General features: G+C 72.6%; 12 protein-coding genes, 1 tRNA gene and 1 pseudogene. 10 read left to right on the plus strand and 4 right to left on the minus strand.

Annotated elements, in window-relative coordinates; all coding sequences use genetic code 11:
• The first annotated feature begins 30 nt into the window (after window positions 1–30).
• Entirely contained in the window at window positions 31–606 is a 576-nt protein-coding gene (locus QQS16_RS19850; protein WP_286063178.1) for a TerD family protein, read from the plus strand.
• Between the two features lie 76 nt (window positions 607–682).
• Here the strand turns inward: QQS16_RS19850 and QQS16_RS19855 are convergent, their stop codons facing one another.
• Window positions 683–2149, minus strand: a complete 1467-nt coding sequence (locus QQS16_RS19855; RefSeq protein WP_286063179.1) for a M1 family metallopeptidase — start codon at window positions 2147–2149, stop codon at window positions 683–685.
• A 41-nt stretch (window positions 2150–2190) separates the two neighbouring features.
• On the opposite strand from QQS16_RS19855, the gene QQS16_RS19860 reads away from it, so the two are divergent.
• Window positions 2191–2691 (plus strand): hypothetical protein, encoded by a 501-nt coding sequence (locus QQS16_RS19860; RefSeq protein WP_286063180.1) that lies wholly within the window; start codon window positions 2191–2193, stop codon window positions 2689–2691.
• Between the two features lie 152 nt (window positions 2692–2843).
• On the opposite strand, the gene QQS16_RS19865 is transcribed toward QQS16_RS19860, so the two are convergent.
• Window positions 2844–3575 carry a pentapeptide repeat-containing protein gene (locus QQS16_RS19865; RefSeq protein ID WP_286063181.1) on the minus strand — a complete coding sequence of 244 codons (732 nt, stop codon included), beginning with the start codon at window positions 3573–3575 and terminating at the stop codon, window positions 2844–2846.
• Between the two features lie 229 nt (window positions 3576–3804).
• Between QQS16_RS19865 and QQS16_RS19870 the strand changes: the two genes are divergently transcribed.
• Window positions 3805–4965, plus strand: a complete 1161-nt coding sequence (locus QQS16_RS19870; RefSeq protein ID WP_286063182.1) for an NAD(P)-binding protein — start codon at window positions 3805–3807, stop codon at window positions 4963–4965.
• A gap of 138 nt (window positions 4966–5103) precedes the next feature.
• A complete protein-coding gene (locus QQS16_RS19875; protein ID WP_286063183.1) occupies window positions 5104–6084 on the plus strand; it encodes a zinc-binding dehydrogenase in 981 nt (326 codons plus the stop codon).
• A gap of 164 nt (window positions 6085–6248) precedes the next feature.
• On the opposite strand, the gene QQS16_RS19880 is transcribed toward QQS16_RS19875, so the two are convergent.
• The gene (locus QQS16_RS19880; RefSeq protein WP_286063184.1) at window positions 6249–9152 is read right to left on the minus strand and encodes a Tat pathway signal protein; all 2904 of its coding nucleotides are present in this window, start codon (window positions 9150–9152) and stop codon (window positions 6249–6251) included.
• A 348-nt stretch (window positions 9153–9500) separates the two neighbouring features.
• Here QQS16_RS19880 and QQS16_RS19885 point away from each other — a divergent pair, with 348 nt between their 5' ends.
• Complete coding sequence (locus QQS16_RS19885) at window positions 9501–9716, plus strand: hypothetical protein (protein ID WP_502963812.1); 216 nt, start codon at window positions 9501–9503, stop codon at window positions 9714–9716.
• Window positions 9713–9975 (plus strand): annotated as a pseudogene (locus QQS16_RS19890) (GNAT family N-acetyltransferase); the annotation flags it as partial. The gene QQS16_RS19885 and the pseudogene QQS16_RS19890, both read left to right, overlap by 4 nt.
• 100 nt (window positions 9976–10075) lie before the next feature.
• Here the strand turns inward: QQS16_RS19890 and QQS16_RS19895 are convergent.
• Window positions 10076–10151, minus strand: a tRNA-Thr gene (locus tag QQS16_RS19895).
• A 173-nt stretch (window positions 10152–10324) separates the two neighbouring features.
• Here QQS16_RS19895 and QQS16_RS19900 point away from each other — a divergent pair.
• The 4 genes from QQS16_RS19900 to QQS16_RS19915 all read left to right on the plus strand — a co-directional run bounded on the left by QQS16_RS19900 (window position 10325) and on the right by QQS16_RS19915 (window position 12859).
• The gene (locus QQS16_RS19900) at window positions 10325–10714 is read left to right on the plus strand and encodes a hypothetical protein (protein ID WP_286066577.1); all 390 of its coding nucleotides are present in this window, start codon (window positions 10325–10327) and stop codon (window positions 10712–10714) included.
• Window positions 10596–10964, plus strand: coding sequence for a zinc ribbon domain-containing protein (locus QQS16_RS19905; protein ID WP_286063185.1), 369 nt, complete (start codon window positions 10596–10598; stop codon window positions 10962–10964). The genes QQS16_RS19900 and QQS16_RS19905 overlap by 119 nt, the downstream gene beginning before the upstream one ends.
• A gap of 16 nt (window positions 10965–10980) precedes the next feature.
• Window positions 10981–12117 carry an ABC transporter ATP-binding protein gene (locus QQS16_RS19910; RefSeq protein ID WP_286063186.1) on the plus strand — a complete coding sequence of 379 codons (1137 nt, stop codon included), beginning with the start codon at window positions 10981–10983 and terminating at the stop codon, window positions 12115–12117.
• A 289-nt stretch (window positions 12118–12406) separates the two neighbouring features.
• Window positions 12407–12859, plus strand: a complete 453-nt coding sequence (locus QQS16_RS19915; protein ID WP_286063187.1) for a hypothetical protein — start codon at window positions 12407–12409, stop codon at window positions 12857–12859.
• Window positions 12860–12944 lie beyond the last annotated feature (85 nt).

The raw sequence follows: 12944 nt of genomic DNA on the forward strand, positions 1-12944 counted from the left end.
GTTAGATAACGAGGGAAGGGACTCCCAACAATGGCTGTAAGCCTGTCCAAGGGTGGCAACGTCTCGCTCACCAAGGAGGCTCCGGGCCTGACCGCCGTCACCGTGGGCCTCGGCTGGGACGTCCGCACCACCACCGGCACGGACTTCGACCTCGACGCCTCCGCCATCGCGGTCAATCCTCAGGGCAAGGTCTTCTCGGACGCCCACTTCGTCTTCTTCAACAACAAGCAGACGCCGGACCAGACCATCGTCCACACCGGCGACAACCGCACGGGCGAGGGCGCGGGCGACGACGAGGCGATCAACGTCAACCTGGCCGGCCTCCCCGCCGACGTCGACAAGATCGTCTTCCCGGTGTCGATCTACGACGCCGAGAACCGCTCGCAGAACTTCGGCCAGGTCCGCAACGCCTACATCCGCATCGTCAACCAGGACGGCGGCACCGAGATCGCCCGCTACGACCTCTCCGAGGACGCGGCCACCGAGACCGCGATGGTCTTCGGCGAGCTCTACCGCAACGGCGCGGAGTGGAAGTTCCGCGCCGTCGGCCAGGGGTACGCCTCGGGCCTGGTCGGCATCGCCCAGGACTTCGGTGTGAACGTCTGACGGACGCCACACGCGGTACGGGAACCCCTGGCCTCGGCCGGGGGTTTCCCGCGTTCCGGCGCGTACGACCCGCCGCTCAGTCCCGCGCCGGCTTCCCCTCCCCGTACAGCCACTCCTCCCAGATCCCGCTGAAGTCCGCGCCGGGCGCCTGCCGCTCCACGTACGCCGTGAAGTCCCCGGTGTCGGCGGTTCCGTGGCGGTGCGCGGCGGCCCAGCCCCGCAGGAGGGCGCGGAAGGCCGTGTCGCCCATGGTCCGGCGGATCTGGTGCAGGACCATCGCGCCCCGCTGGTAGACGGGGCTGCCGGAGATGTGCGCGGCGCTCTCCGGCTCGGCGGGCGGGAAGGACCAGAGGTCCTCGTGGGTGTCCTCACCGTGGTCGTACAGGGCGTCGAAGGTCCGCTGGGCGCTGTCGCCGCCGTGGTCCTCCTCCCACAGCCATTCCGCGTACGTCGCGAAGCCCTCGTTGAGCCACATGTCCTGCCAGGTCTTCGGCGTGACCGAGTCGCCGTACCACTGGTGGGCCAGCTCGTGGACGAGGGTCGCCGTGTCGGGGGCGCCGGGGAAGACGGGCCGGTTCTGGGTCTCCAGGGCGTACCCGGCGTCGCCCGCGCGGTCGACGATCGCTCCGGCGGAGGAGAAGGGATACGGGCCGAAGGTGTCCTCGGCCCACCGCATGATCTCCGGGATCCGTGCCAGCACCGTCCGGCTGGCCGCCGCCTCCTTCGGGTCGACGGCGATGTACACGGACAGGCGGGGGGTGGAGGCGGTGGAGCTCGTCGGGGAGGTGGCGGCCGGGGCTGAGGCCGGGGCGGCGCGGTTCAGGTCGTAGCGGGTGATGGCGTAGCGGCCGACGGCGAGGGTGGCGGCGTGGCTCGCCATGGGTTCGGCCGTGTGCCAGGAGTACGTCGTACGGCCGCCGCGGGTCGTCTCGCCCGTCAGCTCCCCGTTGGACACGGCCGTCAGGCCCTGCGGCACGGTCACCGCGAGGTCGTACGCCGCCTTGTCCGAAGGGTGGTGGTTGCCGGGGTACCACGCCATGGAACCGGTGGGCTCGCCGAGGGCCAGGGCCCCGTCGGCCGTGCGCAGCCAGCCCTCCTCCGAGCCGTCCGGGTCGGTGATCGTCTGCGGGGTGCCGGAGTAGCGGACGGTGACGCGGAACGTCCCGTCCTCGTCCAGCTCGTCCCGCGGGCGCACGGTCAGCTCCTGGCCGGTGCGGTTCCAGCGGGCGTCCTGGCCGTCCACGGTGACCTCGTCGACGTCCAGGCCCTGGAGGTCGAGGTCGAATGCGGAGAGGTCCTGGGTCGCGCGGGCGGTGAGGGTGGCCCGGCCGGTGAGCCGGGCGGAGCCGGGGTCGTAGGCGAGGGTCAGGTCGTAGTGGGTGACGTCGTAGCCGCCGTTGCCCGCCTTCGGGAAGTACGGGTCGCGCACACCGGAGCCGCCGGGGGTGCCGTCGACTCCCCCGCCGCACGCGGTCAGGGCGAGGGCGCCGAGCGCGAGCAGGAAGGACGTGCGGGCCGGGACCACCGGTGCGGATCGGGACACGGCAGTGATCCTATGAGCACCCGCGTGACACCATCGCGTACGTGCTCGACATCGGCTACGCCCTCTCCAACCGCTTCCCCGACCCCCCGCAGACCGACTACCGCCGCGCGGACGTCCACACCCTGCGCCACGACCTGTTCTGCGGTGACGTCTACCTCGCCGACACCGACAAGGACCGGGAACTGTCCACAGCCTGGGGATGGGTGCCCGTGCTGGACTTCGCGTGGGCGCTGTGCGACATCGTGGAGCGGATCGACCGGGACCCGGCGGGCTCCCGGGCCGCCCGCCCGCAGCGCGCGGAACTGGACTTCACGGAGTCGACGGACTGCATGCTCTTCGAGCGCCGCTTCGGCTGGGTGGACGTGGAGGCCGACTGGATGCCGGCGGAGGAGCCCCCGCTGACCTTCTCCCACACCGAACTGCGCCGCGAGGCACGGGACTTCCTGCACGACCTGATCGCCGACCTGGTCGACCTGCACGACGACCTGGGCGAGAACCCGGCGATCTGGACCCTACAGGCCCGCTTTCCCCGGGTGTCGTGACGTCGGGCTGACGTGTCCGGGCAGGGGCGGCCCGGGGGGCCGGGCCGGGCTTCTCCGGCCTCCCGGAGCCGGTGACACCCGAGCCGGCTGGAGACATCCGCCGTCGAACGCCGGACGCCCTCGGCATCAGCACCCCGTGCCACACGGTGCCGTCAGCCCTCCACCCGGATCCCCAGCGCCCCCGCCAGCACCGGCGCCAGATCCAGCAGCTGCGCCGGGCTGATCACCGCCCCCGCCAGCCGGTCCACGCCCCGCGCGATCTCCAGCGAGGCGACCTGGCGCAGGTCCACGTCCTTCAGGGTCGCCGCGGTCAGGTCCACCCCCTTCAGCGTGCAGTCCACGAACTCCACCCGCTCCAGCCGCGCACTCCCGAAGTCCGGCTCGACCAGGACACAGCCCTCGAAGACGACGTCACGGAGCCGGGCCGTGCGCAGGTTCAGGTAGTCGATCTTGCCGCCGCGGATCAGGACCCGTTCCAGGACCGCCCCGTGCAGCTGGACCCCGCCCATGCGGGCGTCGATCACCTCCACGTCCCGCAGGGTCGCCTCCGCGAGGTCGGTGCCCACCCCGCGCGGGCCGGTGAGGACCGAGTCCAGCACACGCGCACGCGTCAGCCGGGTGTCGTCCAGCGCGCAGTCCGTCAGCGCGCAGTCCATGAACCGGGCACCCCCGCCGTCCTGCCCGGCGAAGTCCGCCTCCCGGAACCGCAGCCCGTCGTAGTCCCCGTCCGGCTCCAGTCCCCCGCCGCCGTACGGCTCCAGCGGCGGCAGCCGCACCTCGGGCCGCCTGGCCGCCTTGACCCCCGCCCCACCACCCCTGCCCGGCCCACCGGTCCCCCCGGTCCCACCGGCTCGCGCACTCCCGCCCACCGCTCGCCTCACCATGCCCCCATGCTGCACCCCACCACTGACAATCCCCCTCACCTGCGGAAACACAGCCGATGTCACATTCCGGCCGCTCCGTCGGTCGTACTCCCAGGAAGGCCTTCCGCACACACCCCCGGACACCCCACCGCTCCCCACCCCGAACACCAGACCCGACGCCGCTCACCACCCCGACTCCGCTCACCACCCCGACCCCGAACACCAGCCCGACCCGAGGGAGATCCCGGACATGCACCGCATCACCGTCATCGGCGGCGGCTTCGCCGGACTGACCGCGGCCATCACCGCGGCCGAGGCCGGCGCCAAGGTCACCCTGTACGAGGCCCATCACACGCTCGGCGGACGGGCCCGTACCGCCGAGGGTCCGTACCGCACGAACGACGGACCGCACGCCCTCTACAGCGGCGGACCGCACTGGGCCTGGCTCAGGCAGCGCGACCTGATCGGACCGCTCGCGCCCCTCCCCCCGCTGGAGGCGGCCCGGCTCCGGCTGCGGTACCAGGGCGCGCTGCGCCGCACCCCGCCGCTCCCCCTGCTCAAGCTGGCGCGCCGCGACGCCCGGCAGGCGCCCGTCGACGTCGACTTCCTGACCTGGGCGACCGGGCAGGCGGGCGAGGAGGGCGCCCGGGCCGCCGCCCACTACTCGGCCGTCGCCCTGTTCCACCACGACCCGGGCTCCCTGTCCGCCGCGTTCGTGCAGGAACGCCTGCGCCGCGCGACCAAGCTCCCGCCGGAGGCCCACTATCCGCGCGGCGGCTGGGGCGGTCTCATCGACCGGATGGCGGCGCGGGCGTGGAACCTCGGGGTGCGTGTGGAGACGCTGTCCCGCGTCGACAGCGTGCCCACCGACACCCCGGTCGTCGTAGCCACCTCCCTCGACGCCGCCCGGCGCCTGCTCGGCGACTCCACGCTGACCTGGCCGAGCGGCCGCACGGCTCTGCTCGACCTCGCCGTCCGCACCCGGCGCGGGGACGCCTTCGCCGTCTCCGACCTCGACTCCCCCGGCTGGCTCGAACGCTTCACGGCCCAGGACCGGACGCTGGCCCCCGCGGGCGAGCAGCTCGTCCAGGGGCAGATCCCGATCGCCCCGCACGAGACCAGGGCCGACGGCATCGCCCGCGCCGAGCAACTGCTCGACCTCGCCTTCGAGGGCTGGCGCGAGCGCGTCACCTGGCGGCGCGAGGCGGTCGCGAACGGCCGTACCGGTGCCGTGGACCTGCCGGGCACGAGCTGGCGCGACCGGCCCGCGATCCACCGCGGCGACGGCGTCTATCTCGCGGGCGACCAGGTCGCCGCCCCCGGTGTGCTCTGCGAGGTCTCCTTCACCAGCGCCCTCACCGCGGTGTCGCTGGCCCTCGGCCGCCACCCCCTTGACCTCAAGCATGCTTGAGGTTGAACAGTGGGGTCCGGCAGACACCACCCGTCGCCGCGGACCGCGCGCCCGTCACCACGGACCGCGTCCGTATCCGTCATCACGGAACCGTCCGTCGCCACCGACCGGACGGCACCCGTCAGCAAGGGGGACCCCATGCACGCCATCCGTCTGCACACCTTCGGCCCGGCCGACAACCTCCGCTACGAGCAGGTCGAGGACCCGCTGCCGGGCCCCGGCCAGATCCGCATCGCCGTGGAGGCGGCCGGGGTCCATCTCCTGGACGCCGCCCTGCGCGAGGGCATGCAGGGGCCCCTGCCCGAGCCGACGGTCCTGCCCACCATCCCGGGCCGCGAGGTCGCGGGCACCGTCGAGTCGCTCGGGGACGGCGTCGCCGGACGGTGGCTCGGCAGGCGCGTGGTCGCCCACCTCGGGTTCGCCCCGGGCGGCTACGCCGAACTGGCGGTCACCGACGTCGACCGCGTCCACGAGATCCCGGAGAACCTCGACTCCGCCCAGGCCGTCGCCATGATCGGCACCGGCCGTACGGCGATGGGGATCCTCCAGTTCGCCGAACTCGGCCCGGACGCGGTGGCCGTGATCCCGGCCGCCGCCGGCGGCATCGGCACCCTGCTCGTGCAGTACGCCAGGAACGCGGGCGCCACCGTCGTCGGCCTCGCGGGCGGACCGCGGAAGACCGCCCGCGTCCAGGCGAACGGCGCCGACCTCGCCGTCGACTACACGGACCCGGCCTGGCCCGCCAAGGTGCGCGCCCACCTGGGCGGCCGTAGCGCCACCGTCGTCTTCGACGGCGTGGGCGGCGATGTCGCCCGGGAGAGCGTCGCCCTGCTCGGGCCCGGCGGCAAGCACGTCGTCTTCGGCTGGTCGGGCGAGGGGGTCAAGGACGGCGCGCCCTACCTCGTCGACGGCGTCTCCGAGCAGGTGCTCGGCCCGGCGATGATGCGGAAGGTCGGTGGCCCCGACCCCGTACGCACCCTGGAACTGCGCGCCCTCGCCGAGGCCGCCGCGGGCCGTCTCACCCCCGCCGTGCAGCGCTTCCCGCTCGCCGCGGCGGCCGCCGCGCACCGGGCGCTGGAGACCCGCGCCACGACCGGGAAGGTCGTACTGGAGCCGTGAACGTGAACAGGACCGCTTCACCCTGAGAGCGACGAGAAGGGGGCGGCCCACCGGCCACCCCCTTCCGTCCGCCGCGCCGAGATCGGCTCACGACCGCATCAGCGGCCTCCGGCCCCGCACCTCGACCACGGACTACGCATCACGTCCCACGCCTCGCGCCACGGTCACCCGCCCTTGGCCACGGTCACCGCCGCCGAGGTCGCCGTGCCGCTCCGCCAGCCGCTCCGGACCGCGGTGACGGTCACGGCGAGCTTCTTGCCGGCCAGCGCCGCCGGGAGCGTGTACGCCGACGCCGTCGCCCCGTCGATCGCCTGCCCGTCCGCCTTCCACTGGTACGTGTACGAGGACGGGGCCGCCGACCAACTGCCCGGCGCCGCCGTCACCCTGGCGCCCGCCCTGGCCGTGCCGGTCACCCTGGGGGCGGCCGTGTTCGTCAGCTGGGGCTCGGTCACCGTGAAGGTGCCGCGCTGGTACTCGATCCCGCGCTGGACCACGCTGACGGTCCAGGTGGTGCCCGCGCTCACCCCGGTCAGGTCGAGGGTCGCGGTCAGCGTGCGGTTGTCCGCGGACACGGACTCCGTCCTCGCGGTCAGCGTCGTGCCGTCGCGGTACAGCTCGACGACCGCGTCGGGGCCGAGGGCCGTGCCGGTCACCGTGAGCCTGACCTTGCCGCCCGCGGCACCGCTGTCCGGGGTCACCGCGGTGACGCCCGGCCGGTCCGGGCCGCACAGCGAGGCGGTGCAGTTCAGCCTGGCGCTGTACGCGGTGCCGGACGCCTTGTCCGGCAGGCCGAGCACGAACAGCGACGGGGCCGCCCCGGTGGCCGAGCCGCCGGCCGAGCACCGGTGGCCGGAGCTCCACAGCGAGCAGCCGTTCCTCCACTCGCCGTTGTAGAGCACGGGCACCGCCGTGGTAGTGGCGCCGGCGGTGTCCTTGATCTCCGCGTCGAAGGAGTCGAACCCGGCGGTCGGCAGCACCGCGCACACCGCGGTGCGCGACTCGTCGAGCGTGCCGGTGACCGGGCCGTACCCGTAGGCGACCGACGGCACCCGGGTGCACTCCGGCGCCGGTCCGTCCGCGGTCGCCACCCGCAGGGCGTCCAGCCGGTACGTGGGCGCCGCCTGCTGCCCGGCCGGGGTCTGCACGAGGACCTGGTGGGTGGTGGACCCGGTGGCCGCGCAGGCGGCGGCGCGGAAGGAGCACTTCACGTGCCCGTTCCCGGCGACGACCGCGCTGCTCGCGGTGGACTGGGCGTCCCGCACGTTGACGTGCACCACGTCGGTGGCCGCGCCGGTGGTCACCTGATGGCAGGTGAGCGTGCCGGCAGCCCCGTACGTGCCCTTCACCGACGGCCCGCCGACCTTCCTCGCCGGGGTCTTCGCGCAGCCCGCCGCGGAGGCGCTCGCGGTGACGTCCCGCCGGGTCAGGGTGTACGCGGCGGCCTCGTCCCGGCCGGTCACCAGCACGGTGTGGGCCTTGCCCGGGGTCAGGGAGCAGACCGTCCAGCCGTGGGTGGTGGCGTACCGCTCACAGACCCGCCTGCCGTCCGAGTCCAGCACCGAGAACCCCGCGGCGGCGGTCCCGGAGGTGGCGATCAGCTGGAACACCTCGGCGTCCGTGTGCGCGGTCGCCGGAATGCCCAGGCAGTGCGAGAAGACACCGTCACCCGTGGTGAGCGTCGCCTTCGCGCCGTCCGCGCCGAAACGGCCGGCGGGCAGCACGGGGCAGCCCTCGGCGACATCGGTGCGGTGCAGGGCCACGGCGTACGGGCCCGTCGCCGTGTCCCCGCTGTCCTCGGTGTGCACCAGCGCCCGGTAGGGGGCCGTGCCGGTGAGCGCGCAGTCGCCGCCCGCCAGCGCCTCCGCGTCGCACTGCCGCGTGCCGTCCCGGTCCAGGACCTCCACCTCCGGGGCCGGGCCGCCCGGGGACCGCGCGGTGAGCGCGGCGATCCGGGCACCCTGCGGGGCGGACAGCGCCAGGCAGTCGTACTGCCCCACCGTGCTCAGCTCCCCCCGGTACAGGCCGGTCCCGGTCGCCACACAGCCGGCGCCGGAAGCGCGGTCGAACACGACCACGCGGTCACGGGAGGGCGCGAAGGGGTCCTGGCCGAGGACGGCCGTGTAGGTGCCCGCCCCGGGGATCCGGCACGGGTCGGTGCCCGAGCGGCACACAGTCAGGCCGTCGGCGTCGTACACCCGGACCGCACCGGTCGTCCGGTCCTCGTCGACGTAGCGCACGGTGTACGGGCCCGCCCCGGTGGCCGTGAAGGTGTAGCAGGGGTCGGCGCTGAAGTCCTGCCCCTTCAGGGGCCCGTACGGCTGGACGGACGCGGTGGCGCAGCCCCGCGGGCTGTCGAGCCGGCGCACCTGCACCGCGTACGCGGCGGGGAAGCCGCTCTCCGCGCGGGACACCCGGGACAGCACCCGGTAGGGGCCGTCGCCGGGCAGTACGCAGCTGTCCTCGCCGTCCTCCGGGAAGTGCTCGCAGACCCGGGCGCCGGTCTCATCGGTGATCCAGGCGACCGACTCGCCGTACACCTTGGTGCTCTGCGTGAGCCGGATCCGCTCGCCGGGCCTGCCCTCGAACGCCTGGCAGTCCACCGCGAGGGAACTCGCCGCGTTCCGGATCACCGCGGGCTCGTCCCATCCGGTGCCGACCGGATCGGCGCAGCCCCGCGTGGCTGAGCCGAGCGGAACGACGGTGAGCCGCGTTTCCTCGTCGTCCACCCAGCCGCTGTTGACGACCTTCACGGTGTACGTGCCGGCCGCGGGCACCTCGCACCAGCCCTCGGCGCGGTACTCGTCGTCGTAGCAGTCCACCTCGCCGCCGTCCGCGCCCAGCAGCTGCGCGTACGCGTTGTTCTGGCTGTCGTCCAGCGTCATCAGGTACAGGCCGGCCCCGGTGGCCTCCACCGTGAAGCAGGCGCTGCTCTGCGCCGCGACGGTCGCCCGGCCGACGGCCTCACCCGGGTCGCCGAACGGCGCGAGGGCGAGCGGCGCGCACGCGGGATCGGCGGCCTGGGCGGGCCCCGCCCCGGTCAGGGTCAGCAGTGAGACGAGCAAGGACACGACAGCGGCGAACACACCCGGCAACAGGCCCGGTGATCGGCCCGGTAACCCGCCCGGCCGCTCTGGTCTCACAGCCGGACGGAAGTCGTCCTCGGACACGGAATCCCCCCTGGATCAGTGGTCATTGAGGCGATGCTCGCACACAGGTCTGACACGGCTCCCGCGTGTTTCCCGGGGCGGTGGAGGGCGGGGCCGCCCAGCGAGGCGGACACGGGCACGGCCCCGCGCATCACCACCGGCCGGCACTCCCACCTCCGTCGTGGATCATCGCGGACGTACGTCCACAGCCTGTGGAAACCCCCGCCCGCACCCACGACCCGCCGCACGCCCGCCGATAAGGTCCGGCGTGTGATCGACATCCCGGACGAGCTCGCGGCCACCCAGGCGGCGTACAACGGAGAGGCCGGCCGCGCCTTCATCGCCGGCCTGCCCGCCCTGACCGCCTCCTTCCTGGACCGGTGGACCCTCCGCGTCGACGGACCGCCCCTGCACGGCGTGTGCGCGCTCGTCGTCCCCGTCGTCCGCCCCGACGGCACCCCCGCCGTCCCCGCCCTCCAACCCTGATCCGCGAACTCGCCGCCTACGAGAAGACCCTGGAGGAAGCACGGGCCACCGAGGCCCGGCTCCACGAGGCCCCCTTCGGCGCCCACCCAGCCGTCCACGCCCACCTCACCGTGGACAACCCACCGGCGACCCGGTCGGCTGCGCGATCTGGTTCCTCACCTTCACCACCTGGCGCGGAGTCCACGGCATCCACCTGGAGGACCTCTACGTCCGCCGCACCCCCCGCGGCACCGGCCACGGCAGGGCCCTGCTCGCCCAGCGACGGCCTGACCGCCCTGACGCCCGTGCGCGGGTCTCGGACCCCGCGGTCCAGGACATGGAAAAGCCCAGGCCGGATGAGATTGACCTGGGCTTTGTTGAGCCTCCTGTCGGATTCGAACCGACGACCTGCTGTTTACAAGACAGCCGCTCTGGGCCGGACTGAGCTAAGGAGGCGTCGTGCACGACAACCGTGCGCGAAAGCGGCTCCACTGTACACAGAGCCCGTTACCCCAAGCCATGAAGTTGGCTCCTCACGCCACCGCGAAACTGTGCGTAACCATCCGTGCACCTGTTCGTTGATCGACCTGACGTGCTGTTCCGAAGATCGGGTCGTCGGGGAGGGAGCCATGAGGAAGACGGCGGAGAAGCGGAAACCGACCGTGGTGAAGGGTGAGAAGGCTCAGCGCGTCACGCGCGAGGTCCTCGGTATCGGAGATCGCCGCAAGCACCCCGCCCGCGAGGCGAGCAAGGTCCTCTCCGTCGCGACCCTGATCCGTGCGGGGCTCGGCAAGGGGGCACGACGGAAGGCGAAACTGAATCAGGCGATCAGGGACGCCAGTTGGGGCGAGCTGTTGCGGCAGTTGCGGTACAAGTGCGAGTGGGTACGGCCGGACGCTGGTGGTTGTCGACCGCTGGTTCCCCTCCACTCGGCGGTGCTCGGCCTGCCATGCCGTGGGCCCGGCATGGGACCTCTCGGTTCGGCAGTGGACGTGCGCGGAGTGTGGTGTGCCGCATGACCGGGACGTGAATGCGGCCGTCAGTCTCCGGGACGAGGGGATGCGGCTGTTGGCCGCGTGGAGAGTGCGTGACTCTGCCCCGCTCGGAAATTCCCGCGAAGTTCACATGCTCCGGAGTGCTGACAGGCAGGCGAACGCCAGGTACCGTCCTGACCCAGTTCACGTGTGTGGACTACACCATCCCGGGCTTTGCCCCGGGACGGCTCACCACCTTCCTACAACGGATCGTCCGGCACGTTCCTGCCGGTAGAAGGGGGCCCTTCACCATGGCCACTGTCTCGTTCGACAAGGCGACCCGGATCTACCCGGGTTCCACCAAGCCCGCCGTCGACGCTCTGGAGATCGACATCGAGGACGGCGAGTTCCTCGTCCTCGTCGGTCCGTCCGGTTGCGGCAAGTCCACCTCGCTCCGCATGCTCGCGGGGCTCGAGGACGTGAACGCCGGCGCCATCCGCATCGGTGACCGCGACGTCACGCACCTGCCGCCCAAGGACCGGGACATCGCCATGGTGTTCCAGAACTACGCGCTCTACCCGCACATGTCCGTCGCCGACAACATGGGCTTCGCGCTCAAGATCGCCGGCGTCAACAAGGCGGAGATCCGGCAGAAGGTCGAGGAGGCCGCGAAGATCCTCGACCTGACCGAGTACCTGGACCGCAAGCCGAAGGCGCTCTCCGGTGGTCAGCGTCAGCGTGTCGCCATGGGCCGCGCCATCGTGCGTGAGCCCCAGGTGTTCCTCATGGACGAGCCGCTGTCCAACCTGGACGCCAAGCTCCGTGTGTCCACGCGTACGCAGATCGCCTCGCTCCAGCGCCGCCTCGGCATCACCACCGTCTACGTCACCCACGACCAGGTCGAGGCCATGACGATGGGCGACCGGGTGGCCGTGCTGAAGGACGGTCTGCTCCAGCAGGTCGACTCGCCCCGCAACATGTACGACCGGCCCGCCAACCTCTTCGTCGCCGGCTTCATCGGCTCCCCCGCGATGAACCTCGTCGAGGTCCCGATCACCGACGGTGGCGTGAAGTTCGGCAACAGCGTCGTCCCGATCAACCGTGACGCCCTGAAGGCCGCCACCGACCGGGGTGACACCACCGTCACCGTCGGCGTCCGCCCCGAGCACTTCGACATCGTCGAGCACGGCGGTACCGCCGCCTCGTCCCTGTCGAAGGACACCGAGGACGCCCCGGCCGGCCTCGCGGTCTCCGTGAACGTCGTCGAGGAACTCGGCGCCGACGGCTACGTCTACGGCAGCTCCAAGATGGGCGACGACCTCAAGGACCTGGTCGTCCGCGTCAGCGGCCGCGCGGTCCCGGACAAGGGCGCCACGCTGCACGTCGTGCCGCGGCCGGGCGAGACCCACGTGTTCTCGACCTCCACGGGCGAGCGGCTCTCCGACTGAAGCCGACCGACACGACCGGCCCGACCGGCACCACTGGTACGACCGGCACCGGCTGACGTCAGCTGACGTCAGCCGGGAACAGGCAGGACGATCCGGGTGATTCACCCGGGTCGACGAAGAGGGCCCCGCGGACCACCGCGGGGCCCTTCTCGCTGTCGACAAACACCCCGGCAGACCGGTCATTTCGAGCAGTGTGCGTCAACCCACTACCCAAAAAGAGGCGCCAGTTCATCCCCCGAACCGGTGACTAAATGTCGCCAAATCATTACCCCACGCTACCCTCACTCGCGTGAAGCACTCCACTAACCCACAGACGCGACGCGGCCGGGGCACCGCCCGCCGGATCGGCCGTTCCCTCGCCTTCGTCCTGCCCGTCGTCCTGGTGCTCTCCGGGACCCTCGCGGTCACCCGAGTCAACTGGTCGGGGAATCCCTCGGACTCGGTGCTCACCGCATCCGACGCCACCCTGTCGGACGCCAAGCCGCGCGCGCCCCGGGCTCCGCAGGACGTCCTGCGCGACCGGCTCCTGACCGAACTCCAGGAGAAGAACCCGGGCGTCGCGCTCACGCACCTCCAGGAGGCCGTCAACGGCCGTCCGTCGCTGGCGAAGCACTGCACGTCCATCGCCCGTGCCCTGGGCCGCGCCGCGGTCCGTGTGTACGGGCCCACGCAGGCGCAGTCCTACGCCCGCCCGGTCTGCGACACGTCCTTCGCGACGGGCGTCGCGGCGGCGAGCAGCTGAGCAGGGTCCCCGAGGGAGGGTGGTAACGGCTGATTGAGGAACGGTTGCCGTCCCGGGCCACGGGGCGGGACGCCAGTACAGTTCG

Source organism: Streptomyces sp. ALI-76-A (assembly GCF_030287445.1).
In the GTDB taxonomy this organism is placed as follows: domain Bacteria; phylum Actinomycetota; class Actinomycetes; order Streptomycetales; family Streptomycetaceae; genus Streptomyces.

Bases quoted from the DNA above. Each gene is read 5' to 3' on its own strand.
- QQS16_RS19850 (WP_286063178.1), top strand. From the start codon at position 31: ATGGCTGTAAGCCTGTCCAAGGGTGGCAACGTCTCGCTCACCAAGGAG.
- QQS16_RS19865 (WP_286063181.1), bottom strand. From the start codon at position 3,575: ATGGTGAGGCGAGCGGTGGGCGGGAGTGCGCGAGCCGGTGGGACCGGG.
- QQS16_RS19870 (WP_286063182.1), top strand. From the start codon at position 3,805: ATGCACCGCATCACCGTCATCGGCGGCGGCTTCGCCGGACTGACCGCG.
- QQS16_RS19875 (WP_286063183.1), top strand. From the start codon at position 5,104: ATGCACGCCATCCGTCTGCACACCTTCGGCCCGGCCGACAACCTCCGC.
- QQS16_RS19900 (WP_286066577.1), top strand. From the start codon at position 10,325: ATGAGGAAGACGGCGGAGAAGCGGAAACCGACCGTGGTGAAGGGTGAG.
- QQS16_RS19910 (WP_286063186.1), top strand. From the start codon at position 10,981: ATGGCCACTGTCTCGTTCGACAAGGCGACCCGGATCTACCCGGGTTCC.